We start from the raw sequence: 25,169 nt of genomic DNA, 5'->3' as shown, positions 1-25,169 counted from the left end.
GGGGCGCGATATCCGGTGTCAGCCGCGCCCGACGAATGGCATGGCGCTGGCCATGACCGTCATCGTTAGCACATTGGCGTCGAGCGGGAGTGAAGCCATATGGCGCACGGCATTGGCAACGTGGCTGGCATCCATCATCGGCTCAGGCGCGATGGTGCCGTTGGCCTGCAGGACGCCGCGCGTCATGCGTTCCGACAGTTCGGTCAGCGCGTTGCCAATGTCGATCTGGCTGGCAACGATGTTGAACGCGCGGCCGTCCAGCGCCAGTGCCTTGGTGAGGCCGGTGACGGCGTGCTTGCTGGCGGTGTAGGGCGCCGTGTAGGGGCGCGGGGTGTGCGCGGAGATGGAGCCGTTGTTGATGATGCGTCCGCCCTGCGGCGACTGACGTCGCATGAGTCCGAACGCCGCTCGTGCGCAGAGAAAGACGCCGGTGACGTTGGTGTTGATGACGTTGAACCATTTGTCCAGCGGCAGCTCGTCCATCGGCACGGCGGGGGCATTGACGCCGGCGTTGTTGAACAGCAGGTCCAGCCGCCCGAACTCGCGTTCGATGGTGTCGAACAAGGCTTGCACGCTATCCGGGTCGGTGACGTCGGCGGGCACGGCCACTGCGGTCTGGCCGCGCGCGGCGGCCTCGGCGGCCAGCGCTTGCAAGGGTTCGACGCGCCGGCCGGCCAGCACGACCGTCCAGCCGTCGTCGAGCAAGGCCGTTGCGGTGCGGCGGCCAACGCCGCTGCCTGCACCGGTGACGAGGGCAATTTTTCGGGAAGCGTTCAAGAGGGGTCTCCTGTGGCGATGTGAGGTCGAAAGGCAGGAACGAGGGGACGTCCTGCAGTCAGTGAGTGACGGTGAGTGAGAATTCGCCGATGCCGGCCACGCTGGCGCTGACGACGTCGCCGCGCTGCAAGGGGCCTACGCCGGCCGGCGTGCCGGTAAAGATGAGGTCGCCGGGCATCAGCGTCACGGAGCGCGACAGCATGGCGACCAGTTCCGGCACCGGCCATATCAGGCCGGACAAGTCGGCATGCTGGCGTTCGGCGGCGTTGACCGTCAGCCGTATCGACCCTTCCCGAGGGTGGCCGCAGATGGCCGCGGGCACGACAGGACTGCAGGGCGCCGAGTGGTCAAAGGCCTTGGCGGGTTCCCAGGGGCCGCCCACGCGTTTGGCTTGCTGTTGCAGGTCACGTCGCGTCAGGTCCAGCCCGACGGCATAGCCCCAGACATGGTCGGCCTCGGCGTGCGCCGGATCGATGTCGCGCCCGCCACGGCCAATGGCGACGACCAGTTCGACCTCGTGGCAAAAGTCTTCCGTGCCAGGCGGATAGGGCAATAAGCCCTCGGCCGGCACGACGGCTGTGGCGGGCTTCATGAACCAGGCTGGCATTTCCCGGGGCGCTGGCTCGTCCGGGGCCCAACGGTAATTGCGCCCGATACAGAAGACCCTGCCGATGGGAAACCGACCCGTACCGCCAGTGACGGGCAGCGAGCGCGGCGCAGCGGGTGGGAAAACGAAATCCGTCATGGTGACCACGCGCTCAGGTGGTCAGGCTCATGGTCGGACGGTCGCCGGCCAAGGCCTGGGCGACGCTGTCGAGCACCATTCGCGCCATGGCGGCACGGGTTTCCCAGGTCGCGCTGGCGCGGTGGGCCTGCAGCGTCGTGCGGTCGGACTGGCGCAACGTCAACGGCACGCGCGGCTCGTCGACGAACACGTCGAGGCCCGCGCCCGCAATGCGGCCGGCCGCAATGGCTTCGGCCAGATCGGCCTCGTTGACGAGTCGGCCGCGTGCCACGTTGACAAGAAAACCGCGTGGGCCGAGCGCATCCAGCACGGCGGCATCGACGATGCCTTCGGCCTTGTCAGCCGCCGCGCACAGCACCAGCGCGTCACTGTTACGCGCAAGGTCTTGCAGGGTCGCCACGAATTCATAGGGCAAATCATCCATGCGGTGCAGGTCGGTATAGCGGATGGGGCAGCCAAAGGCCGACGCCCGCGTCGCCACCGCCCGGCCGACCCGCCCCATGCCCACGATGCCGACGCGCATGCCACTGAACCGGCGGGCAAGCGGGATGGCACTGGGCTGGGGATGCAGTTCCCACTGGCCATCGCGCACAAAGCGGTCGCCGGCGCAGATATTGCGGCAGGCCGCGATCAGCAAGCCAATGGCTAGGTCAGCCACGTCCTCGGTCAGCGCGCCAAGGGTGGCGGTGACCGGCAGGCCCCGGCTGCGGCAGTACGCCAGGTCCACCGCGTCCGTCCCCACGCCATTGATGGCCACCACCTTCAGGGCAGGCAACCGTTCCAGCATCTCCCGCGAGATTCCGGTGTGACCGCCGGTAATCACGGCCTCGATCGACGCGCCATGTTGCTGAAGCCACGCCGCCTGGTCTGTGATCTCGAAGTGCTTGTGAACCTCGTAAAGAGCGGCGAGTTCGTCATTTATCGCCGGGATCAGGATGGGATTGAGTTGCAGGATCTGGGTCTTCATGTCCGGGGAAGAGGGGCGCGTTAAAGATTGATTGCATGGTAGTAATGATTGATTGACAAGAAAATATTGATATATAAAATCAACATAAAAACTTGTAACAAGACACCATGGCATCCTGGATAACGATGGACGAGGTGTGCAGCCGCCTCGGCGTGCGGCCGCAGACGATCTACGCCTACGTCAGCCGAGGCAAGCTGGAAGCGGTTTCCGATCCGGCCGACACGCGCCGCAGCCTCTACCGCGCCGACGACGTCGCCAACCTGGCCAAGCGCAAGCAGGCCGGGCGCAAGCACGAGACCCTCGCGACCAATACGCTGTTTGGCGCGGAGCCCAGCATCCCGACTGCGCTTTCCACATTCCTGCGCGAGCGGCTTTACTACCGCGGGCAGGACGCGGTGACGCTGGCCGGATCGGCCAGCCTGGAAGAGGTGGCGCAGTTGCTGTGGAATGCCGAGCAAGCCGTCGACTTTTCATCCTCGGCGCGCATCGCCAAGCCCGGGCGCGTGGCGGCGTTCACGGGGCTGGCCGCGCTGGCCGCTACCGGACACTCCACGCATGGACGCATGACGCGCGTCTTGCATCTCGAATGTCAGAGCCTGGTGGGCCAACTGGCCAATGCCTTCGGCGCGCACACGGGGCAGCAGCCCCTGCACCTGCGCTTTGCGCAAGGTTGGAAGCAATCCCCGCAGGTGGCGGATCTGTTGCGGACCGCCATGGTGCTGCTGGTCGACCACGAGCTGACAAGCTCGGCCTTTGCCGCGCGCATCGCGGCATCCACTGGCGCATCGTTGCCGGCCTGCCTCCTGTCCGGCCTGACCACGCTGTCCGGGCCATTGCATGGCGATGCCTCGGGTCGCGTCAAGGCGCTATTCAATGAACTGGAGCGGCAAGGCGAGGATCAGGTGATCGCCCACCATCTGTCCACCGGCTTGCCGTTGGCCGGTTTCGGACATCACCTCTATCCTGAGGGCGATCCTCGCGCGACAACCCTTCTCGCCCTGTTCGATCCACCGGAAGTCATCGCGCGCTTTATCGAGAAGGCGACCCGCCTGACCGGCTTGCAGCCCAATATCGACGTGGCGCTGGCGGCCCTCGTCACCCATTGCGGGCTACCCGAGGACGCCGCGTTCGGGATGTTTGCCACGGCACGCAGCATCGGGCTGCTGGCGCACAGCCTGGAGCAACTGGGGGTGGGGCAGGTGATACGTCCGAGGGGACGTTATGTCGGAGAAATGCCGGAGCGGGCTGGCGAGCGTTGAGTCGCCATGATCCCGCCCTGAGAGTCAGACGACGGCGGAAGCCGCGATAGCCTGCGCCAATTCGAGGCGATTGCCACCCAGCGATTTCGCGCGGTACAACGCCTGGTCCGCGGCGGCAAGTCCGTCGGCAAGCGCAGGCACGTCATTGTCGAACTGCGCCAGACCAATGCTGACCGTTGTCGGTATCCCGATACCGTCGATCTGGTTGGGGATGGTCTCGGCGAAACGCTTCGCGACGGTTTCGCCCAGCGCCTTGGCGCGGCGTGCATCGTCGCCTGACAGCAGCGCGGCGAACTCTTCGCCGCCGATACGCGCGAGGATCGCGTCGGGCCCCACCACGCCGCGGGCGATTTCCGCAAACGACTTCAGCACCTTGTCACCGGTCTGGTGACCATATCGATCATTGATGGCCTTGAAGCGATCGAGGTCGAACGCGAGCACCGAAACTGGCCCGCATCCTCCCATGCCGCCAATGATGCGTGCGCCCTGTTCAAAGAACCATCGGCGATTGCCCAGGCGGGTCAGATAATCGGTCTGGGATTCCCGCAAGAGCTGGCCGTGGGTCTCCTCGCGAATGAGCTTCAGCAGGGTCATCGGCAAGATGACCGAATACAGGACGCCCTCGTACATCGTGATCTTGCTGGCGAGCGACTGTATCGGCTGCCCGTACGCCGCCACCAGCCAGGGCAGCACAAATGCCCTCGCGGCATAGAGCAGGGTATGGATGCCCGTCACCACCACGACGATATGCCGCGAATGCAGCGGCTTCATCGCGTCACACCGCCACATCTCGCGAGCCGTCATCGCGCTCACCACAGCGATCGGAATCGCGCTGACGTAGTTCCACACGACGTCCTGCCATCGCGCGCCCAGGGCCGCCCACACCAGCGCCATCCCAATGAGCACACCGGCCGAAGCGGCGCGATACCGCCGGCCGCTCAACGACGCGACGCCGTTGAGGACCAGTAGATAGCCGCTGAGAATGACGAGATTGCTGATGGCGGAGCCCACCGCTCCGGGCAGGTTGCGCCGGAACAGCACCGTTGCGCAGCCGATCGCCAGCGTTGCGAAGCCTGCCGCCAGAATCCGCAGCGACTTGCTGCGCGTGGGATGGGTCAGATGCTCCCAGAACGTCATGCCGGCACTGGCGAGAAGCGTTCCGATCGCAAGGAAGTAAAGAGTCAGAAGATCGACGTACATCTCAAATGTAAAGACATTGCGCCGATGCATCGCGGCCGGCAGCTGAATTCTACGTTGGAAATTCGACGGAGAGAGGGAGCGATTTGGCTGCGGGACGTTGTTCTGCACCGGGCTAAATGATTTGCGCCGCCGTGTCGATAGTACGGCGGTCGACATACGAGTGAGCAGCCGGTGCCCGGCCGCTCCGCCCATCCCCAATGAGCGGCAATCCACCTGCGTGCAGGCCTATGACGGTGAGGAAGATCACGCCGCGCGTCACGGCACTCGCGGTCGTGCTGGGCGCGGCCAGCGCCGCGTGGGCTGGCGGTGACGTACCGCCGGCCACCCAGGCCCCGATGGCCTTCGGATCTCTCGCGCCGAGGATGAGCGTCCCGGAGCCAAGCTACAGGGACGGGTCCGGTCACCTGGCATTGTTCAGGTCGGTCAACGCCTTGCGCCTGAGCCTGGGAGTTGGCCTGCTCGCGCAGGACGTGGCGCTCGACGCCGCGGCCCAGGCGCAACAATGCGGCCTTCCTGCTGCCACTCTCCCCATTGGCCGCGCGTGAGACCTACACCGCGACGTTCTCCGGGACGCGGGCCGGGAAGCCGGTGAGCTTTTCCTGGTCGTTCAAGACGGCTGCGCTGCCAGGGGGATGACGCCGAGCCCGCTCCGCCATCAGGTATCCTTTTGTCGTGATACCTCGAAAATCAACCAGAGTCATGCGCCAGGTTCTTCTTATCGTCGACGTGCAGGCCACTTTCTCGCCGCCGGATTGGCTGATCGAAGGCATCGGCAATCTGGCAAAACGCGTACCGTCGGTGGCAACGGTCGAATTGCATGACGAGACGCGGACGCCTTTCCTGAGTCAGCTAGGCTGGTGCCCCGCCATCGAGGACCGGAGCCTCGTTGAGGCGGACCAGGTTTTCGTCAAGCATGGGTATGCGCCGTCGCCGGCAACGATCGAGTATCTGAGGCAAATGAATCCGGAGCGCGTGCTGGTCTGCGGAATCCAGACCGAGACTTGCGTGCTTGCAGCGGGTTTCGCCCTGTTCGACGCAGGGCTGTATCCGACACTCGTTGCCGATCTCACCGTCGGCTCGTCGCTCGACAGGTCGGGGCAACTCGGGATCAATCTGTGGAAGCATCATTTCCGCCAAACCACCACCAAAACCGAGTTGTTGGCCGCCTTGTGAGCCTGATGCACGTGAAGCCGGGCGGCGTATCCGATAGCGACTGATAGCGGCAGGACGCAGCGACAATCGCAAGTTTCTATACCAACGCGGACTCACCCTGCACGGCCGTTGCAGCGGCTTCGGAGGCACTGGGCAGCGTGTAGCCGATCATGAACAGCGCCGCTTCCAGTGCTCGCAATCTTTCGCGTCGCGCTCCGATCTTTGTGAATTGGCTGTCCTGCGCGCCGGAATGGTCGAGGACGGCGGCGAGCAGCCAGCTTGCGCGCAGATTCCATTCGGCGTGCAGCGGACCGGACCTCAACCGGCGGAAGGTCAGCGATCCTTCGCTGGGATTCCGACGCTTCGGGTTCTTCTCCCCGATGCCTTCCTTGGCCGGCGCCCATGGAAAACCCAGTCCGTCGGGCACGGCGGCTTTGCCTGTAGCCTGACAGAATTTCGACACCGCCCACCCGAGTGCCGCAGCGACCCGGCTGTCGTAGATCACGAGATCGTCGCAGACGAGCGCGTAGACCTTGGTCATGCCTGCATTGAAGCGCAGCCCGCGGGACGCGAGAAGCGGGTGATACATGTCGCCTTCGTTCAACACGTTCCGCACATCGACAATGCGTTGCGCAAGGCCTGCCTGATTCGAATGCAGCCAACGCACGTTGCCTCCAGTCACGCCGCCCCATTTCATGACGTCGACCGCAGCGAGGCAAACGCCAGCGTCATCGGCAGGCTCGCCGAGGGATCGAAGCAGATCTTGTCGAAGGGCTTCCCGCGCGGCGAAGTTCGATTGAAACGTCCGACCAGCCACCACCCCGAGGCGTGCAATGGCAGGGTGGTTCCATTCGTATCTGGCAAACGCATCGTACAAGCTGTCGCACCGCCACTGCTGTCCGGATTGTCGATGGGGGTACGCGTGTCGAAACATGGCGGTGTCGAGATGCTGGCTCATCCACGCGACAAATTCCCGCACGTCGCTGTTCGATACCGAAGCGCGCGTCGTGGGCGCGAACGTTTCATTCATCATCTGTCGATCTGCAAGACATCGAACGCGCTCAACAATGCGCGTACCTTGGGCGGCACGAGTCTGCGCGCCGGTGTCAGCGCATAGACCTTGAGTGGAGACGAGAGAACGGAGGGAAACAGGCGAACCAGCTCCCCACGCCTGATATGGTCTTCGACGTACCTTGGCAGCAGCCTGACAACGCCCAGGCCTTCCATGGCGGCGCGCACCCGAATCTCGACATTCGGCGTCCTGATGCTCGGGCGTACCGCGATCCGCGCGATCTCGCGCCCATCTTCGAATGCATCCCAGAAGCTGTCATCGGTATCGACCATCATCGGCCAGGCTTCGATATCTTGCAGTTGTCGCGGCAACCCCCGTTTGGCGATCATTTCCGGCGCGGCATAGAAGGCGCGCTCCATCGCCACAACGTATTTGCTGACTAACGAACTGTCAGGCAGTCCGGCGTCGGTCTTGACGAACGCAATGTCGTATCGCTGCTCGAGGAGATCGGGAATCTCCCGCGTATCGTCGATCTCGACCTTCAACTCCGGATAAGCCTTGAGGAGCTTCACCAGCGCGGGCGCCAGATGAAGCCAGCCTGTCTCGTAGGGCGTCGCCAGGCGCAAGGTGCCAGACACCTCCTGCTGGGTCGACTTCGCATCGTTGTCCGTTTCGCGAAGCTCATTCAGCAACGGTGCGATCCGCGCATACAGCGTCTGGCCCAGATCCGTTACCCGGACCCTGCGTGTAGTGCGGTCAAGCAGCCGGTTGCCCAGCCGCGCTTCCAGACGGGCGAGCGACAAACTGATCGATTGCTTGGGAATGCCGGCACGATCGCCGGCAGCCGTAAAGCTCCCGGCCTCCACAACCCGGCAAAAATTTTCCCAATCTCCCCAGTTCGCGCTTTCATCAGCTTTGTTGTGCAACATGATTTCCACCAGACGTGGTGTCTTCAATCTCCAGGGCGCCGTGACAGATCAGGGCGCGGCATCTTCGGACAAACGGCTTGATCCGGCACCATCGCAACGGAATCCGCAACGGAAACCGCAGCGGAGGCGCCCGGATCTCTCGTTAGCGCTCAGCCTGCTGGCTGGCGAAGGTCGACTCCCAGCCGCCGCCGAGCACCTTGCACAGCGTAATGAGGTTGGCGGCAGCGGTTGCCCGGCTTTGCTCAAGATTGCGCTGCGCTTCGAGCAACTGCTTTTGCACGTTCAGGACGTTGAGGTAATCCACCGCGCCAGCCTTGTACCGTTGCTGCGCGATCGAAAGCGCACGCTGGTTCAGCTTCACGACTTCCGTGAGCCGTTCGTGCCGACGCTGTTCGGCGCCGTAGGTGACCAGCGCATCGTCAACCTCGCGCCATGCATCCAGCACGGTGTGCCGGTAGACAATCGCGGCTTCCTGTTGTTGCGCCTCCCGCAAGTGCAGCATTCCCTTGAGGCGACCGCCCTCGAAGATGGGCAGCGTAATCGACGGTCCAACCACGAATTGACCGGACGCCCAGTTCGCGAGGTTCGAGAGCTGGAGACTCTGGAACCCGGCGCTGCCATTCAGCGTGATGCGGGGATAGAAGTCGGCCTTCGCCATGCCAATCGACGCCGTGGCCGCGTGCAGTTGCGCCTCCGCCCGCCGGATATCTGGTCTGCGCTGAAGCAGTTCCGAGGCGAAGCCGATGGGCACCTGCTTGGGGAGCTCGGGAATATCACCCGGCTCGCCAAGGGCTTGCCGCAGCGCGCCCGGTTCCTGGGCCAGCAACAGGCCAATCGCGTTGATCATGCCCTCGCGACGCGCTTCAAGCGTCGGAATCAGACTTTCGATCGATGCCACCTGTGCGGAAGCGTTGGCGACGTCCAGATCCGTCGTGACGCCCTCGCGCACGCGAACCTGCGTGAGCTTCGTGCTGTCACGGGCAATGTCGAGGTTCTGCCTCGCGATTTCCAGAAGGGACTGCGTGTCACGCAACTCGATATAGTCTCGCGCGAGTTCGGCGCGGGCGGACAAGAGCACCGCGTTCCGGTCTTCGAACGAGGCGGCGGTCAAGGCGGTCGCCGCTTCGACACCGCGTCGTACGCGGCCCCAGATATCGACCTCCCACGACGCATCGAAGCCGAACTGGTACACGTCAAAGGCAGGGGAACCCTTCGAACCCGGCAATGGCGCGACACCGAGCGGCGCGGCGCCCGATGCCGATTGGGGCTGGGCACCTGTCGGGCTGACGCCGAGCAACGAGAGAATGCCGTTTGGACTCCCTCGCTCACGGTTATAGGATGCGGCGCCCTCCAGCGTCGGATACTCGGCGGCACCCGCCACCCGTTGCGTAGCCCGGCTTTGCCGCAGCCGCGCCGACGCGGCGGCCACGTCCAGATTTGCGTCGGCGAGTTGCGCCTCGAGCGAATTCAGCAGGGGATCATTGAACAGTGTCCACCATTCCGAATTGAAGTTGGCTTCGACGGTCTTGCTCGGTGCTTCCGCAGGCTGGGTGCGTTCGAAGATGTCGGGCGGCGTGGTGGTGCCCGGACGTTCGAAGTCCGGCCCGACGGCGCAGCCCGCCATCGCGAGGCTCGCCAGTATCGCCAGCGCCGACGCGCGGATAGAGAGTTCGCTCGTGTTCATGTTCTGTTCACCCCCTTGGCCAGCGCGCCGCCACGGTGGCCAACGGCCACATCGGCATCGACGGAAAGTCCCACGCTCAATTCAGACGCGGCCTGTTGCCCATGGTCGATGGTGATCTTGACCGGCACACGCTGCACGACCTTGGTGAAGTTGCCCGTGGCGTTGTCGGGGGCGATCGGCGAGAAGCTCAGCCCGGTCGCAGGGGCGAGGCTATCGATATGGCCTTGGATCACGACGCCAGGAAAGCTGTCGACCTTGATTCGCACGCTGTCGCCAGGCCGCATGTGGGTGATCTGGTTCTCCTGGAAGTTGGCGACGATATAGGCGTCGGAGATCGGCACAATCGCGAGCACCGGTGCGCCAGGCGTCACGAATGCGCCGACCCGCGCCGAGCGTCTGCCAACCTTGCCGTCTACTGGCGCGTGGATCTCCGTATAGGACAGATTGAGTCTGGCCTGCTCCTGTGCCGCTTCGGCGTGCGCCAACGTGCTGGCCGCCTTGTCGCGTTGGGTGCGCAGCACGTCGAGGTTCTGCTCGGTCGTACTCAACACGGCGCGATCGTGGGATTGCTGCGCAAGCTTTTCAGCGAGCGCGGTCGATGCGTGCTGTTGCTCCTGCGTGGTTCCGGCGCCGGCGTCGGAGAGATTCTGGTAGCGCGAAGCGTTCGCCTTTGCAAACGCGATCGACGCCTCGTCGGATCGAAGCGTGGCGCGAGCCTGTTCGACGAGCGAGGGGTGCCGTGCAATCTCGGCGTCGTAGTTGGCGACGGATGCCCTGGCTGCCGCCACGTCCGCCTGCGCGCTCAGCAACGCCGCCCGGAAATCGCGGTCATCGATACGCACCATCAATTGGCCGGCTTTGACCCACTGATTGTCACTGACCAATACTTCGGATACCTGGCCGGCGATACGTGGTGCGACGAGCGTGAAATCAGCCGTGACGTAGGCGTCGTTCGTCGATTCGGTATCCGAATTGCCGAGAAGCTTGAAACAAGCCCAGACAGCGATGCCGGCGGCAACGATGATCGCGGTGGCGCGAGCGATTTTGAGAGGAGATCGGGTGGCGGAAGACATGATAATCGTCCCTTAATGAGAAGAGGGCGGCGTAGTGCACCATGGCGGATAGATACGCACGGGTAATATCGGCACAAGAACCAGCGTGGCGACGGCAACACCTGCCATCACGCGATAGAGATCCGCGGAGGTCAGCACCACGACCTGCTCGTGAATGCGGTGGGCGAGTTGACCGAGACTGTGCGCGGCATTAACGCTATAGCTCGTCACGAGCGCGTGGTTACCCAACTGGTCCACCAACATGTTCGAATGAAAGTGCTCGCGGCTCGTGCTCAATCCTTCGATCAGGCCAGTGGCCGCAGCCGCGGAGAAGGTCTTGAGCGAGTTGAACATCGCCGATGCAAACGGGCCTTCGGTTGGCGGCAAGCCAGTTGTCACGCCCATCAGGATCGACATGATCACCATCGGTTGCGCGGCGATCTGCAAGGACTGGAGCAGGTAGAAATTCTCGCGAACCCATTCGGCGGTCATGAAGCTACCCATCAGGCAGGTCGTGACCATGAGAGACAGCCCAATGGCCAGGACCCATCGATAATCGACGCGCCGGAGATTCAGGACCGCCGCCGTCAAAGGAAGCGCAACCAGTAGCGGAATTGCAACCAGCAATGACAGGGGCGCCGTTTGAAGCGGCCGGTAGGTGTGAATCTTGGCGAGATACTGGCCGGGGATGGCCGCCACGCCCACCAGCAATGTGACCGCGCCGGCGAGTGTCAGCAGCCCGTGCGAGAAATTCCGTCGCGACAGCAGCTGGAGCTTGAAGAAAGGTGTCGGCTGAAACCATTCGTTGACGAGGAATGCGGCGAACAGGAGCACCCCGCCACCAAACATCACGCGAATGAACTCGGAATTCAGCCAGTCAAGACGATCACCTTGCAGGAGTCCGATCACGAGCATGGCCACCGCCGGGAATCCCGTCAGGAATCCGGTCCAGTTGAAGGAGCGGAGTCGCTCGAGCTTGAGCGGGTCCGCCGGAAGCCCCAGCTGGATGGCCACGCAGCTCACGATGCCGAGCGGGACGATTTGCCAGAAGACCATTTTCCAGCTGACATATTCGGTCCACAGCGCTGCGAGCGGGGTGCCGACCGCTGGTCCGAAGGTCGCGGTGAGTGCATATCCGGCGAGCCCGTACAGCTTGACCTTCGGCGGGAGATAACGCAGCGCGACGATAATCAGCATCGGCGGCAGGCATCCGCCAGCGATTCCCTGGAGGACGCGCAGCAGATAAAGCGTCGGGAGATTCGGCGCGAAGGGGCAAAGGACCCCGAAGAACATCGTGGCCAGCACGGCGCCAATCGTGAATCGCTTCAGCGTGAAGGTGATCCCGAACCACGGCGCAATTACCATCGTGGCGACGTTTGCTGCTTCGAACAATGTGGTCAGCCAGGTCCCGTCGTCACGTCCGATGGAGAAGACGCCGCGAATATCGGCCAGTGCCAGCGCGGTGACCTGTTCGTTAAGAATGGCCAGCAAGGACGCCAGCAGCATCCCAATCAAGCCGGAAGCAAGGCGAAGGGATAGCGCGGCTTGGGCGGGCGTTGCCTGTGCGGGAGTCGCTGCCTCCCGCATGGAAGCCGGCGCCGCCGGTTGCGCGACCGTCGGCGCTTCCGTTCGAGCTGTCAAAGGGTTGGCGGTGGTCATAAGGGTTCTACTTGCTACTCGTGTTCATCAGGTCATCGCATCTGGAAGCGCTGTTCATTGCCGTTTCGCATTCGAGCGGCTGGTGCGTTCAAATGTACGAGATGGCCAGTCTTTATTGAAGCCAAACCACGTCAGGTATTGGGCCAATGCGTTCGCGAATTTTGCCAAGGCAACTGTGAATACCTCGACTACCCACGTCTGCTGAAAGAGTCCCTTGCGATTTACCCAATAATGCGATGCTCACGAATGACGACGAATCACGTGCAGCCGCCTTATGTCGCCGCGAAGAAAAAGAGGGCGGCTTAGGTCAACCTGATTCTGTTTTGAGCCAATCGAAGACGGGCACGATCACCGTGCCGGACGCGCTGCCTACAATCGCGAGGTGGATTTACGTGATTCGGATTGGAGTCGAAATGGACAAGTTGCGCGAGATGGAGATCTTCGTGGCGATCGTCGATCGGGGTAGCCTTACCGCCGCGTCGGAAAAGCTCGGAATGTCGACTCCTGCCGTCTTGCGGGCGCTGAATTCGCTCGAAGCGCGCCTCGGCGCCCAGTTGCTGGTGCGGACCCCGCGCGCCGTCAGGCTGACGGAAGCAGCGACGTCATACCTTGAAGCCTGCCGCAGGATACTGGTCGCCGTGACGGCTGCGGAAGACTGCGTCACCGAGAGTTTTCGCAAGAACCCGCACCTTCAAAGCGTGGACGCCTGAAGTCAATCCACAAATTCCGCGCACGCCGCGAAGTGACGAAACCCATCGCGAGACGTCGTATCCGGTAAATGATCCTTGCGTCGGTGTAATAAGGCCCGGATCGAGCGGTGCCCGATGCGCAACGTCGTCGCCGCGATGTGATCCGCGGCGATACCCGTGACGTGACGTGGCCAGAATCGTGCAGCGAATGGCCAGTCAATGCGCCATGTGCGTGTTTCCGCTGCGGTGTCGGCTTACTAGACTCAATCTCAAGAATGCGGCTGGGAACAAAACCCACGCGTGCCAGGAAATCGCAAGAGCCCTGGTTGCACTCTGGGGTAGCCGGGATGGGGCTACAGCCGCCTCACCATACGTCGCGATTGAAGTCGAGACCGGACACCAAGCAAGGATGGATTCATCATGTTGATCCAGGAACGTCAGACCTCTTTTCTCTTCGGGGGAAATGCCCCTTATGTCGAGGAACAATATGAGCTCTACCTGACCGACCCCACATCGGTCACGGACGGGTGGCGCGCATATTTCGATGCGTTGCGGGAAACCCCCGCGATCGATGGCAGCGACCGCGACGACCAGCGGCACGCACCGGTAGTTTCCAGCTTCGTCGAACTGACCAGACGGCCGGCCGGCGCAGTCATGCGGCGCGATGACGGCCTTGGCCTGGCCAGAAAGCAGGTGGCAGTCCAGTCGCTGATCGCCGCATTCCGGATGGTCGGCTCGCGCGTGGCCAATCTGGACCCCCTGCTGTGGAGCCCCCCGCAAGCGCTGGTGGAGCTGACGCCCGCGTACTACGGCTTGTCGGACGCAGACATGTCGACGCGATTCAGCACAGCCGACACGTCCTTGTTTGATGACGATGCGTCGCTGCGCGAGATCGTCTCCGCGCTCAAGAAGACCTATACCGGCACGCTGGGCGCCGAATTCATGCATTTGTCCGATGCCGACGAGCGGCGGTGGTGGCAGATGCGGCTCGAATCCACGCGAGCCAAGCCATCGCTCTCGTCAGAGGAGAAGCGCCGGATTCTAGAGCGTCTGACGGCAGCTGAAGGTCTGGAGAAATACCTTCACACACGCTTTGTCGGGCAGAAACGGTTCTCGCTCGAAGGCGGGGAATCGCTGATCGTGCTGCTGGACGAACTCGTCCGCTACGGTGCATCGATGAAAGTGCGTTCGGTCGTGATGGGCATGGCGCACCGCGGCCGCCTGAACGTGCTGGTGAATATTGCCGGCAAGCCGGTGCATTCGCTGTTCGGTGAATTCGACGGCAAGTACACCGAGGATCTTCCCGCCGGTGACGTCAAGTACCACAAGGGTTTCAGCAGCATCACGCAAACCAGCGACGGGCCAGTCGACGTCGTGCTGGCGTTCAATCCCTCGCACCTGGAAATCGTGAATCCCGTGGTGGAGGGCATCGCCCGCGCCAAGGCGGAGACCTTGCCGGCCGGTGATGGCAGTGATGTGCTGCCGGTCGAGATTCATGGCGATGCGGCGATGTCCGGGCAGGGCATCGTGATGGAAACCTTGAGCCTTTCGTATACCCGCGGGCACGGGACAGGCGGCACCGTCCACGTGGTCGTCAACAACCAGATCGGATTCACGACTTCGGATCCGCGCGACACGCGCTCGTCGTTCTACGCGACGGACGTCGCCAAGATGATCGAGGCCCCGGTTCTGCACGTCAATGGCGATGACCCCGAAGCGGTGGCGATGGCGGTGCGCCTCGCGCTCGACTATCGCAAGGCGTTCAGGCGCAGCGTCGTGATCGACCTGGTTTGCTTCCGCAAGTATGGGCATCAGGAGCAGGACACACCGAGCATCACACAGCCTTTGATGTATCGCGCGATCGCGGCGCATCCGGGTGTGCGTACGCTCTTCGCCAGAAAGCTGATCGAGCAGGGCGTGATGACGCCGGAGCAGGTTGATGGCTATGTCAGCGCAAGCCGCGACAGTCTTGAGCATGCGCACAACGGTGATACCGCCGAGGCATCAGATCCATCGCAAGACACGGCGGCGGTGGCCAACCTTGCCGAAGACGCCGCCGGCAAGGCCAGCTACAGCCCGCCGTCGCCCGAGCAACTGCGCGGCCTGGCACAACAGATTTCCAGTGTGCCGGACGGCTTCGACCTGCATCCGTTGGTCGGCAAGATGATGGCGTCTCGCCGCGAGATGGCGGCCGGAAGGAAGCCGCTCGATTGGGGGATGGGCGAGCATCTCGCATTCGCATCCCTGCTCGACGCGGGAGTCGATGTCCGGCTGAGTGGTCAGGACAGCGCGAGAGGGACGTTCAATCACCGTCACGCGGTGCTGCACAATCAAAAGCGGACGAGCCGCTTGGACGGCGTGCTGATTCCGCTTGATCATGTCAGCGAAACGCAAGGCCGGTTTTCCGTCACAAACTCGATTCTCTCTGAGGCGGCTGTGCTGGCTTTCGAATACGGTTACTCGACGGTGAACCAGAATGCGCTCGTGGTGTGGGAAGCGCAGTTTGGTGACTTCGCGAATGGGGCGCAGGTGGTGATCGACCAGTTCATCGCCGCAGGCGCCGCAAAGTGGGGGCAACGCAGCGGATTGACGATGTTCCTGCCTCACGGGCAGGAGGGGCAGGGGCCGGAACACGCATCGGCCAGGCTCGAGCGATACCTCCAGCTTAGCGCGCAAGACAATATGCGCGTGGCCCAACCGACCACGCCTGCGCAGCTGTTTCATTTGCTGAGAATGCAGGCGCTCTCGTTCGATCGCCGGCCGCTGATCGTGATGACACCCAAGTCGCTGTTGCGGCACGCCGAAGCGGTGAGCACGCTCGACGAGCTGGCCGACGGCGTGTTCCATGAAATCCTGGTGGACGCACCGGCCGAGCCGTCGCGGGATGCGAAAGTCGAACGCGTCATTGTGACGTCGGGCAAGGTCTACTACGAGCTGCTTGAGCATCGCCGGACGTCGGGCATTGCCGACACGCCGATCATCCGCGTGGAACAGCTGTACCCGTTTGCGTCCGAGGAACTGGCTGCCGAGCTTGCGCGCCATCCCAACCTGAAGACCGTTGTGTGGAGCCAGGAGGAGGCACGTAACCAGGGTGCATGGAGCTTCATCGAGCCGCAGTTGCGTGAGGTCGTGCCTTCGGGCGCAACGCTGCGGTACGCGGGGTCGCCTGAATCCGCGTCGACGGCGCCGGGTTCCCACGCAGCGCATGCGGCGAGGCAGGCGGCAATTGTTTCCAGTGCGTTCGCGGAGTAACGGCGCATGCGTGTTGCGATGATGTTGTATGCCGGTTTTCAGTTACTCGACGTGACCGGCCCGATGGATGTGTTTCACCAGGCGAACCGCTTGTGCGGCGGTACGTTCTACGAACAGCATCTCGTCGGGCCGTCGCCCGGGTCTGTCGTGTGCTCGAACGGCGCGGCGGTGAGGGCGCCCGAGTGCCGGCTGGATGTGCATACGCCGTTCGACATCATCGTGGTGCCCGGTTCGCCGGACATCGGCGCCGGGGGACATCATCAGGAACTGGTGGACTGGCTCAGCGATGCCGGCCGTCATACACAAAAGCTGGCATCCGTGTGCAATGGCGCCTTTCTGGTCGCGCGTGCCGGGCTGGCCGACCATCGCTGGCTCACCACGCCCTTGCGCTACGCACAACGCCTGGCGGCTGAACATCCCTCTGTGCACGTCTTGCCCAATCTGAGCTGCCTGAAGGACGGTAACGTCTATTCAGCCGGCGGCGCGAGCGCGGGCATCCGTCTGGCCCTGGCGCTGGTCCGGGAAGATCTCGGCGAACAGGTCGGCAGAAGCATTGCCGAACGGTTGTTGACGCCGAACCATTGAACGCTGCGGCGATGACCGATCGTCGCCCAGCACCGTGGCCCAGGAATGGCCTATTTTGGCCAGTGACCAGCCTCCTTGAGCCGGCGCGCGGTCCGGATCGTAGGCACAATGGTTAGCACCAACCCCCTCACAATTCTCCCAGAAGCACATCAAGAAAGTGCTGGATGGACCGGGCTAGTACGGAGAACCCGTCGAAGCGAGCGTCCATAAGCTGGTGTCGAACATACGCTGTTCTCGAGTTGGAAGGGAAACCTCCCTTTGATGTTGCCGCTGATCCTGTCAGTGGCGGTTTCCATGCGAGCCAGCCGTGACCCGAAATCCAAAGTCTGCTTCCCCCGCCACCCTGCAACCCGCGCCTGCGAGCGAGTCGATGTCGGGTGCCGACATCATCCTGCGTGTTCTCAGCGAACAAGGCGTCGATACCGTGTTCGGATATAGCGGCGGCGCCATTTTGCCGACGTATGACGCGGTCTTTCGCTTCAACGAGATGCACGCGGACAACCCCGAGCGCCAGATCAGGCTCGTTGTGCCGGCCAATGAACAGGCCGCGGGTTTCATGGCTGCCGGTTACGCGCGCGCCAGCGGAAAGGTCGGCGTGTTCATGGTGACGTCCGGCCCGGGTGCGACAAACGCGGTGACCCCGATTGCCGACTGTAACGGCGATTCGGTTCCCGTGGTTCTGATCTGCGGCCAAGTGCCTCGCGCCGCGATCGGCACCGATGCCTTCCAGGAAGCACCGGTCTTCAACATCATGTCGGCGTGTGCAAAACAGGTCTTCCTGGTGACGGATCCGGCGAAACTGGAACAGACGCTGCGGACGGCGTTTGAAGTCGCCCGGAGCGGCCGTCCCGGTCCGGTTGTCGTGGACGTGCCGAAGGACATCCAGAACTGGACGGGTCCCTATTATGGGCAAGGTACGCTGGTGTTTCGAGGTTATTCCGATCGTCTTCGCATGGTTGCCAATCGCGCGCATCTCAAGGAAGACAAACGGGCGGAGTTCTTCCGTCTTCTGGGCCGGAGCAAGCGACCGCTGCTGTATGTCGGTGGCGGCGTGATCACGGCCGCCGCAACGGCCGAACTGCGTCAATTCAGCGAGCGGTACCGGATCCCCGTCGTGACGACGCTGATGGGCCTTGGCGCCATGCCGGCGAAACACGAGCTGAATCTGGGTATGCTCGGCATGCACGGTGCCGCGTGCGCGAATTATGCCGTCGAGGATTGCGATTTCCTGATCGCAGTGGGCGCGCGATTCGATGACCGCGTCGCCGGCGGACGCCCCGAAACATTTGCGCCCGGTGCGCGGTATGTCGCGCACATCGACATCGACGAAGCAGAGATCAACAAGGTCAAACGCACGCAGTGGAGTCATATCGGCGATGCAAAGAGCGCGCTGCTGTCATTGATGGAGCATGGCCCGGTTGCGTTGTCGCATTCGGAATGGCTCGACCAGGTGATTGCGCTGAAGCAGACCTACGGGATGAATTACAACCGAAACAGCCCGCTTATCCAGCCGCAGTTCGTGATCGAGAAACTCGGCGAGATAACCGGCGGGCGCGCCATTATCACCACGGGCGTCGGCCAGCATCAGATGTGGGCTGCGCAGTTCTTCGACTTCGTCGAGCCTCGCAGTTTCCTGACGTCGGGCAGCATGGGAACGATGGGTTTTGGACTGCCCGCGGCGATTGGTGCACAAATGGCGCGGCCGGACGCGCTTGTCATCGATATCGACGGTGACGGCAGCATCCGGATGAATATTGGCGACCTGGAGACTGCAACCACATACGGGGCGCCCGTCAAAGTGCTGCTGCTCAACAATCGCGGAGACGGGATGATCCGGCAGTGGCAGCGTCTCTATTTCGAGGGACGGTTTTGCGTGAGTGACAAGGCGCTGCATCGCAAGGATTTCATCATGGCGGCACAAGCCGACGGCTTTGAATTTGCCCGTCGCGTGGAAGCGATCAGCGAGCTTGAGGACAGCCTCAGGGCTTTCGTGGAGTTTGACGGACCCGCCTTCCTCGAAGTGATGATTGACGAGAATGCTGACGTGTTTCCGATGGTGGGGCCAGGCCAAAGCTATTCGAGCATGATCACCGGACCGTTTATCCCGTCGCGCTCAGGGCAAGGCGCGGGGGATCAGGGAGCGGTTGGCCAGCCTGCTGCGGATATGTTCTAGCCATCATCCGTTCTCGCGTGGCATCGCGCGCCACGCGGGGAGCTCTTCTGAATTCAAGAAGAGTCTATTCTTTGGCGGCCTGTTTTTCAGATGCCTTGCAGCGGCTAGGATGCCTGTAAGAGATTGATTTGGTATCGACATGAACCTGCAGTCGATCTCGATGTTTTGTTATCGTTTCGGAGTCTGTGATGAAAACCTCCATCCTGTCTGTTCTTGGTCGAGTGATCGTGCCCCTGTCGGCCGCAATCACGCCACTTCTGGCAACCGCTGCAGTCGCTGAACTTCCAGCCGCCAACGTTCCGCAAGCAATGCGCTCGTCGGCAGCTATCGTGAAGGACATGCGTCCGGTGATCGTCCGGGTCGCTGCCGCCCGCAAGAATGTCGACCCCTACACCGATGGTGCAGTGGGGACTCGCACGCCGGACCCGTGGGCCGATGGCGGGCATGGAATTGGCAAGCCGGATCCATACACCGATGGCGCATACGGCACGCGCAAGCCGGACCCCTATACCGACGGTGCGCGTACGGGAAGTGAGGCGTAGCGCGTTCGAGGTCCGGCGGCATGGTTGCCTGTTTCCTGATTGGACGCGTGGGCATGTAGACCCCAGGGAATCGCATGCCCCGATAACCTGATGTCTTGTCGCGGACGACTTGTCCGGCAATCTGTACGACACACCCTCTGACCGGCTCCCGCGCGCGCGTCACACGCGTCCTTCGGGTGTGCGCTTATCGCACGAAACCATCTCCTGCCACGCAAAACTGGCGCTCTTCATGGCGGCGATACCGAACACGGTCTCGCATAATTGCCGTACCGGAGTGAATCCGGCCGCAAGCCCGCCGCGCGGGCACAAGTCCAATGAAGGAGATGCGTTTTGAGTACCAAGATTTGCACGGCGCTCGCTTTGCGCCTGGTTACCGTTGCAATCGGTGCACTCGCTGCCGGCCACGTGGTCGCGGCGGAGTGGCCAACAAAGCCGATCAAGGTCATCGTCCCATACACGCCGGGGGGCTCGACCGACACTGTCTCCCGGGTGGTATTCGAGAAGGTTTCCCAAAATCTGGGCCAGCCCATCGTGATCGAGAACAAGCCGGGTGCCAACAGCACGCTGGGCGTTTCGGTTGCCGCGCGTTCGGCACCTGATGGCTACACATTCGTCTCCGTGCTGGCGGCCTACAGCGCCAATATGTCGCTGTACTCGAAGCTGAGCTACAAGCCCTCGGACCTGACGCCGGTGGCACAGATGGCCGAGTTGCCCCTGTTCCTCTTTGCGAGCAAGAAGCTGCCGGTGAAGACCGTGGGAGAACTGGTCGACTATGGCAAGAAGCATCCCGATACGCTGACGTTTGGATCGAGCGGCGTGGGTAGCTCTGCCCATCTGACGGGCGAACGGCTGGCGATGGAATCGAAGGTCAAGATGACCCACATCCCGTACAACGGCAGTGCGCCGATCCTGCCGGCATTGATGTCCGGCGAGGTGTCCATTGCGTTCGATCCACTGCTCGTGCCGATGCCACATGTGAAGTCCGGCAAGATCAATGTGCTGGCTGTCGCGTCGGCCAAGCGCTGGCCGGGTGAGCCGAATATTCCGACCATGGAGGAAGCGGGATTCCCGGGCTTCATCATGAGTTCGTGGACAGGGCTTCTGGCCCCGGCCGGAACGCCGCAGCCAATTGTTGATCGCATGGCCAAGGCAATCGCCGCTGCCACGCGTAGTCCGGAGGTTGCGAAGAAGCTGACGGATCTGGGCTTCATACCGGTGACGGGTAGCTCGGAGGAGTTCCGCAAGCTTATCGAGCGGGACACCACGCGTTACGCGGAGATCGTCAAGGCGGGGAAAATCACGCTCGATTGACGTCGGCACTCAGCGCACAAAAAGGCGAGCACGATGCTCGCCTTTTTTTCGCCCTGCATTCGTCCTGATACATCACATGATGATATAAATACAGAAGCGGGCTCGATGCATTGTCGTTCCCGGCTTTGGCCAATAGCTCGCATACGTTGGCCAGAGATTCGCCTATTTGCCTCAGCCCGCACGCGCTCGCTTCACTATCATTCGAATCATCGGTTCCCCGGGACGATTCAATGCAGAGGGCTCCCGAAAGCATCGAATCCTGATTCATCCGCAGCAGGGCTGCGACGTGGTGTTCCTTGAAATGGCACCACTCATTTGGTAGGCAACGTATGACCAGTGATCCTGTCGACATCGCTTCCGCGCTTATCGCAAACCGGCGGCCATTTGTCCTGGCACTGGTCATCGGTGTCGCCGGACTCGCGAATGAATATGCGGGCGACATGACGATCTTCGCGTCCAACGGCACGGTGCTTGCCGGGAATGCATGTGGACTCGGCGCCGAGAGCCAGTTGCAGGAGGGCGTCAGGAAATGCTTCGCGAGCGAGTCTCCCATGGTTATGGATATCGAGCTGGTCGATGGCGACATTGACGACGGCGACACGCAGCCTGCCGGCTTGCTGAAGATTTACCTGGAGGCCGTCGTGCCGCGCGCGGGTCGCTGGCAACCTCCTCTGGAGAGGCTGGCGGATACGGCGGCATAAGGCGTGAAATGATTCAGCGTATTTCGTGGTTCTTCACACAGGCTGCGCCTCGCGCGCTGCCTCATCCCCTGATCTCTTCGATCTTCGTGGCCATCGCGACATTCGTGCTCGCATTCGGCCTGACGCCTCAGGCACCGGGCGAACGCGTACTGATGTGGGGTTTCGGCTTCTGGAATCTGCTCGCGTTCTCGATGCGGCTTACGGTCAGACGTGGACGAACGTGGTGGCACCGGTCCGGGCATCGCCGGCGGAATGGCCGTGCGCGACATCAGGGGCTATTGCGTGACTGCGGCCTGCTGTTCGCTGGCGCCGTGTTTGCCGCCGGCCTGTACTTGTTCTGATGCCATTGCCACGGGTGACTGACATCGTTGAAGCAACGGTGCTTGTATCCGCTCAACAATTTTAGGAGAGCAAATATGGAGACACGAAAGAAAGGAGACCGCGGCTGGATCTGGCTGCTCCTCCTCGCCCCCTACATCGGCCTGTTGTGGCTGCCGTTCTATAACAGCGCCCAGCCAGAATGGTTCGGCTTTCCGTTCTTCTACTGGTATCAGTTCCTCTGGGTGCCAGTCACCTCCTTGCTGCTGTTCGTTGCCTATCGGAGCATGAAATGATCGACACATCGGCAGTTGACGGCGTGGCGATGACGGTATTCATTGCATTCTTCGTGCTCGTCACGGTGCTGGGCTTTGTTGCGGCGCGCTGGAAGCGCGGCGACCTGTCACAGCTTCACGAATGGGGGCTCGGCGGCCGGCAGTTCGGCACGGTGATTTCATGGTTCCTGGTCGGCGGGGATTTCTATACGGCCTATACGGTTATCGCGGTCCCTGCATTGGTGTATTCCGTGGGCGCGTATGGCTTCTTCGCAATGCCGTACACGATCATCGTCTACCCGTTCGTGTTTGCGGTGATGCCGAAATTGTGGGAAGTCTGCCACCGCAAGAACCACATCACGGCGGCTGATTATGTTCAGGGAGAATTCGGCGGCAAATGGCTGCCGGCGGCAGTTGCCATCACGGGGATCGTCGCCACGCTGCCATATATCGCGCTGCAGCTCATCGGCATGCAGGTAGTGATCAAGGGACTCGGTGTCGACGGCGAGTTGCCATTGATCGTCGCCTTCGCAATCCTGGCCGTGTACACCTATTCGAGCGGCCTGCGTGCGCCGGCCATGATCGCCTTCGTGAAGGACATCATGATCTATATCGTGGTCATTGCCGCGATATCGATTATTCCGAGCAAGCTCGGTGGCTACGGGGCACTGTTCCATGCAGCCGATACGTATTTCGCTGCGAAGGCCGGCGCCACGGGCATCATTCTGAAGCCGGCACAGTTCACGGCATATGCGACGCTGGCGCTCGGATCGGCGCTGGCGGGGTTCATGTATCCGCACACCATGACGGGTGTGTTGTCGTCGAGCTCGGCAAACACGGTGCGCAAGAATGCCATCGCGCTGCCGGCTTACACGCTGTTGCTGGGTCTGATCGCAATGCTCGGCTATATGGCAATCGCGGCCGGCGTGCACGTGACGTCCGCTTCGGACGTGGTGCCGGCGCTGTTTTTCAAATTGTTCCCGTCGTGGTTCGTGGGATTTTCGGCGGCGGCCATCGCCATCAGCGCACTGGTGCCGGCAGCCATTATGTCGATTGGCGCGGCAAACCTCTTCACGCGCAATCTCTACAAGCCGTTGATCTCGCCGAACGTGACACCGGAGAAGGAAGCGAAGAGCGCCAAGCTGTTCTCGCTGGTCGTGAAGTTTGGCGCGTTGCTCTTCATCATCGTGCTGCCGACGCAATACGCCATCGACCTGCAGTTGCTCGGCGGGGTCTGGATTCTCCAGATCTTCCCGGCGGTCGTGTTCACGCTTTACACGCGGCGCCTGACTGCAACCGGGCTATTTGCCGGCTGGGCTGTCGGCATCGTCACCGGCACCAGCCTGGCGATCTCCCTGGGGCTGAAGCCGGTGTACACGCTGCATTTTGGCGACGCTGCCTATCCGACATATATCGGCGTGATTGCGCTGGTGGTCAATATTGTCGTGTCGACGGTGGTATCGGCGGTGACACAGAAACGCCGTGTTGCCGACGACAGGGCCTCCATCGCCGCACGGTAACAAGTCCGCCTTCCGGCCTGGCGGGCTGGAAGGCGGCACGGGTTGCCTGGTGCGGCCCTGGGGTCTGGCGGACAGATGTACCGAAGAAGGTCGCTGTTATCGCCATGTAGTGGTGTTCCAATAAAATGATCTGGAGATTTGATGAAGAAGGTTCTTGCGGTATTTGCCGCATCCGTTGCAGCTAACGCCGTATATGCCCAATCGAACGTGACGCTGTATGGTGTCGCGGACGCTGGCGTTGAATACATCAACAATGCAGGGCGCAACGGGAATGGTCTCGCACGGGTAACTTCGGGGAATCAGTCCGGCTCGCGCTGGGGTATTCGTGGCGCGGAGGACCTGGGCGGCGGGATGAAGGCGGTCTTCCAGCTGGAAAGCGGTTTTGATATCGACACCGGTAATTCCGGTCAAAGCGGTCGCCTGTTTGGCCGCGATGCCTACGTGGGGCTGGAAAGCCGGTATGGCGTGCTGCGTCTGGGACGGCAGCAGACCTCGATGCGCGAATTCGGCTCTGCCTACGATCCCACCGTCATTGCCGACCGCTACGGCATGCTGTCGATTGCGCCGGAGTTTGGCGCACGCGCGGATAACGCCATCAAGTACCTTGCCGCGTTCGGCGGCTTGACCGCCCAGGCGTTCTACTCGTTCCAGGCCAACGGCACCGAGGTGGCTGGCAGCAACGTGTTCGGCCGCGAGTTTGGCGCATTCGTCAATTATGCGAACGGCCCGTTCTCCGTGGGTGCGGCGTATGACGATATCCATGTCGGCACGCCGACGAATCAGGCGCCAGTGCTCCGCCGCGTTTCGGTGGGGGGCGCTTACGCCGCGGGTGCCGCCAAGGTATTCGCAGGGTATCGCCTGGCCAAGGCGTACGACGGTGCGAGGCTGCCCGGCGCGCAAGCGGCCGACGCGGGCTCCAACTTCTACTGGCTGGGGGTGGTCTACAAGCTGACGCCGGCGTTCTCCCTGATGGGCACGGCCTACTACCAGGACTTCCGGCAGACCGGATCGGACCCGTGGCAGTTCGTGCTGACCGGCGACTACGCGCTCTCCAGGCGGACCGACGTCTACGCGTCGGTGTCCTACGCGCTCAACAAGGACAACTCGCAACTTGGCGTCAACGGCTACAACAGCGGCAGCGGCACAACCGCCGTCTTCAACGTCGAGCCTGGCAAGAACCAGTTCGGCGCGGTGATGGGCGTGCGTCACCGTTTCTGACGCGCGTTGCCCCGGCGACGGGGCGTCGTTTTTGTACGCTCGGCAGGCGACAGAGCAATCCCGGCAGGGCGTGCCTTCGTCGCACCGACTGCGCATCCGGATGGCACATCGTTGCGGGAAGCGAGACAAAGCCTGCCGCCGGGTGGCGA

Annotated in this window: 23 protein-coding genes; 14 read left to right on the top strand and 9 right to left on the bottom strand. The window is 62.4% G+C overall.

Annotated elements, in window-relative coordinates; genetic code table 11:
* Positions 1-18: 18 nt before the first annotated feature.
* From BLR29_RS15905 to BLR29_RS15895, 3 genes are read right to left on the bottom strand one after another with little or no spacing between them, the layout of a single operon-like run.
* The gene (locus BLR29_RS15905; protein ID WP_092137980.1) at positions 19-777 is read right to left on the bottom strand and encodes an SDR family oxidoreductase; all 759 of its coding nucleotides are present in this window, start codon (positions 775-777) and stop codon (positions 19-21) included.
* Between the two features lie 58 nt (positions 778-835).
* Entirely contained in the window at positions 836-1,522 is a 687-nt protein-coding gene (locus BLR29_RS15900; RefSeq protein ID WP_092137979.1) for a fumarylacetoacetate hydrolase family protein, read from the bottom strand.
* 13 nt (positions 1,523-1,535) lie between these two features.
* Entirely contained in the window at positions 1,536-2,489 is a 954-nt protein-coding gene (locus tag BLR29_RS15895; RefSeq protein WP_092137978.1) for a 2-hydroxyacid dehydrogenase, read from the bottom strand.
* A 107-nt stretch (positions 2,490-2,596) separates the two neighbouring features.
* On the opposite strand from BLR29_RS15895, the gene BLR29_RS15890 reads away from it, so the two are divergent.
* Positions 2,597-3,748 carry a citrate/2-methylcitrate synthase gene (locus BLR29_RS15890; protein WP_092137977.1) on the top strand — a complete coding sequence of 384 codons (1,152 nt, stop codon included), beginning with the start codon at positions 2,597-2,599 and terminating at the stop codon, positions 3,746-3,748.
* 24 nt (positions 3,749-3,772) lie between these two features.
* Here BLR29_RS15890 and BLR29_RS15885 read toward each other — a convergent pair whose 3' ends face one another.
* Positions 3,773-4,948: a GGDEF domain-containing protein gene (locus BLR29_RS15885; protein WP_092138252.1), complete on the bottom strand. Its 1,176-nt coding sequence runs from the start codon at positions 4,946-4,948 to the stop codon at positions 3,773-3,775.
* A 227-nt stretch (positions 4,949-5,175) separates the two neighbouring features.
* On the opposite strand from BLR29_RS15885, the gene BLR29_RS32465 reads away from it, so the two are divergent.
* Both BLR29_RS32465 and BLR29_RS15875 read left to right on the top strand, forming a co-directional pair.
* Positions 5,176-5,493, top strand: coding sequence for a hypothetical protein (locus BLR29_RS32465; protein ID WP_092137976.1), 318 nt, complete (start codon positions 5,176-5,178; stop codon positions 5,491-5,493).
* Positions 5,494-5,647: 154 nt separating this feature from the next.
* Complete coding sequence (locus BLR29_RS15875; protein ID WP_092137975.1) at positions 5,648-6,121, top strand: isochorismatase family protein; 474 nt, start codon at positions 5,648-5,650, stop codon at positions 6,119-6,121.
* A gap of 76 nt (positions 6,122-6,197) precedes the next feature.
* Here the strand turns inward: BLR29_RS15875 and BLR29_RS15870 are convergent, their stop codons facing one another.
* The 5 genes from BLR29_RS15870 to BLR29_RS15850 all read right to left on the bottom strand — a co-directional run bounded on the left by BLR29_RS15870 (position 6,198) and on the right by BLR29_RS15850 (position 12,436).
* Positions 6,198-7,133 carry a hypothetical protein gene (locus BLR29_RS15870; RefSeq protein WP_218132702.1) on the bottom strand — a complete coding sequence of 312 codons (936 nt, stop codon included), beginning with the start codon at positions 7,131-7,133 and terminating at the stop codon, positions 6,198-6,200.
* Entirely contained in the window at positions 7,130-8,041 is a 912-nt protein-coding gene (locus BLR29_RS15865) for a LysR family transcriptional regulator (RefSeq protein ID WP_092138250.1), read from the bottom strand. Before BLR29_RS15865 ends, BLR29_RS15870 begins: the two co-directional genes overlap by 4 nt.
* A gap of 142 nt (positions 8,042-8,183) precedes the next feature.
* Positions 8,184-9,725, bottom strand: coding sequence for an efflux transporter outer membrane subunit (locus BLR29_RS15860; protein ID WP_092137974.1), 1,542 nt, complete (start codon positions 9,723-9,725; stop codon positions 8,184-8,186).
* Positions 9,722-10,798 carry an HlyD family secretion protein gene (locus BLR29_RS15855; RefSeq protein ID WP_092137973.1) on the bottom strand — a complete coding sequence of 359 codons (1,077 nt, stop codon included), beginning with the start codon at positions 10,796-10,798 and terminating at the stop codon, positions 9,722-9,724. The genes BLR29_RS15860 and BLR29_RS15855 overlap by 4 nt, the downstream gene beginning before the upstream one ends.
* A gap of 12 nt (positions 10,799-10,810) precedes the next feature.
* Entirely contained in the window at positions 10,811-12,436 is a 1,626-nt protein-coding gene (locus BLR29_RS15850) for an MFS transporter (RefSeq protein WP_092137972.1), read from the bottom strand.
* A gap of 236 nt (positions 12,437-12,672) precedes the next feature.
* Here BLR29_RS15850 and BLR29_RS32870 point away from each other — a divergent pair, with 236 nt between their 5' ends.
* The 11 genes from BLR29_RS32870 to BLR29_RS15795 all read left to right on the top strand — a co-directional run bounded on the left by BLR29_RS32870 (position 12,673) and on the right by BLR29_RS15795 (position 25,020).
* Positions 12,673-13,146 (top strand): LysR family transcriptional regulator, encoded by a 474-nt coding sequence (locus BLR29_RS32870; RefSeq protein WP_255371275.1) that lies wholly within the window; start codon positions 12,673-12,675, stop codon positions 13,144-13,146.
* 399 nt (positions 13,147-13,545) lie between these two features.
* Entirely contained in the window at positions 13,546-16,377 is a 2,832-nt protein-coding gene (locus tag BLR29_RS15840; protein ID WP_092137971.1) for a 2-oxoglutarate dehydrogenase E1 component, read from the top strand.
* Between the two features lie 6 nt (positions 16,378-16,383).
* Positions 16,384-16,962, top strand: coding sequence for an AraC family transcriptional regulator (locus BLR29_RS15835; RefSeq protein ID WP_092137970.1), 579 nt, complete (start codon positions 16,384-16,386; stop codon positions 16,960-16,962).
* A gap of 307 nt (positions 16,963-17,269) precedes the next feature.
* On the top strand, positions 17,270-19,135 hold the full coding sequence (gene ilvB, locus BLR29_RS15830; protein WP_369804626.1) for a biosynthetic-type acetolactate synthase large subunit: 1,866 nt from the start codon (positions 17,270-17,272) through the stop codon (positions 19,133-19,135).
* Positions 19,136-19,323: 188 nt separating this feature from the next.
* Positions 19,324-19,677 (top strand): hypothetical protein, encoded by a 354-nt coding sequence (locus tag BLR29_RS15825; protein ID WP_255371274.1) that lies wholly within the window; start codon positions 19,324-19,326, stop codon positions 19,675-19,677.
* Between the two features lie 360 nt (positions 19,678-20,037).
* On the top strand, positions 20,038-20,988 hold the full coding sequence (locus BLR29_RS15820) for a Bug family tripartite tricarboxylate transporter substrate binding protein (protein WP_255371299.1): 951 nt from the start codon (positions 20,038-20,040) through the stop codon (positions 20,986-20,988).
* Positions 20,989-21,284: 296 nt separating this feature from the next.
* Entirely contained in the window at positions 21,285-21,689 is a 405-nt protein-coding gene (locus BLR29_RS15815; protein ID WP_143018468.1) for a hypothetical protein, read from the top strand.
* A gap of 8 nt (positions 21,690-21,697) precedes the next feature.
* Entirely contained in the window at positions 21,698-22,030 is a 333-nt protein-coding gene (locus BLR29_RS15810) for a TIGR00366 family protein (protein ID WP_092137966.1), read from the top strand.
* 75 nt (positions 22,031-22,105) lie between these two features.
* Positions 22,106-22,303, top strand: coding sequence for a DUF3311 domain-containing protein (locus tag BLR29_RS15805; protein WP_092137965.1), 198 nt, complete (start codon positions 22,106-22,108; stop codon positions 22,301-22,303).
* On the top strand, positions 22,300-23,802 hold the full coding sequence (gene mctP / locus BLR29_RS15800) for a monocarboxylate uptake permease MctP (protein WP_092137964.1): 1,503 nt from the start codon (positions 22,300-22,302) through the stop codon (positions 23,800-23,802). Before BLR29_RS15805 ends, mctP begins: the two co-directional genes overlap by 4 nt.
* A 141-nt stretch (positions 23,803-23,943) precedes the next feature.
* Complete coding sequence (locus BLR29_RS15795; RefSeq protein ID WP_092137963.1) at positions 23,944-25,020, top strand: porin; 1,077 nt, start codon at positions 23,944-23,946, stop codon at positions 25,018-25,020.
* Positions 25,021-25,169 lie beyond the last annotated feature (149 nt).

This window comes from Cupriavidus sp. YR651 (assembly GCF_900101625.1).
Lineage (GTDB): Bacteria > Pseudomonadota > Gammaproteobacteria > Burkholderiales > Burkholderiaceae > Cupriavidus.
Note: the sequence above shows the minus strand (reverse complement) of the source record. Positions and strands in the feature narration are given on the sequence as shown.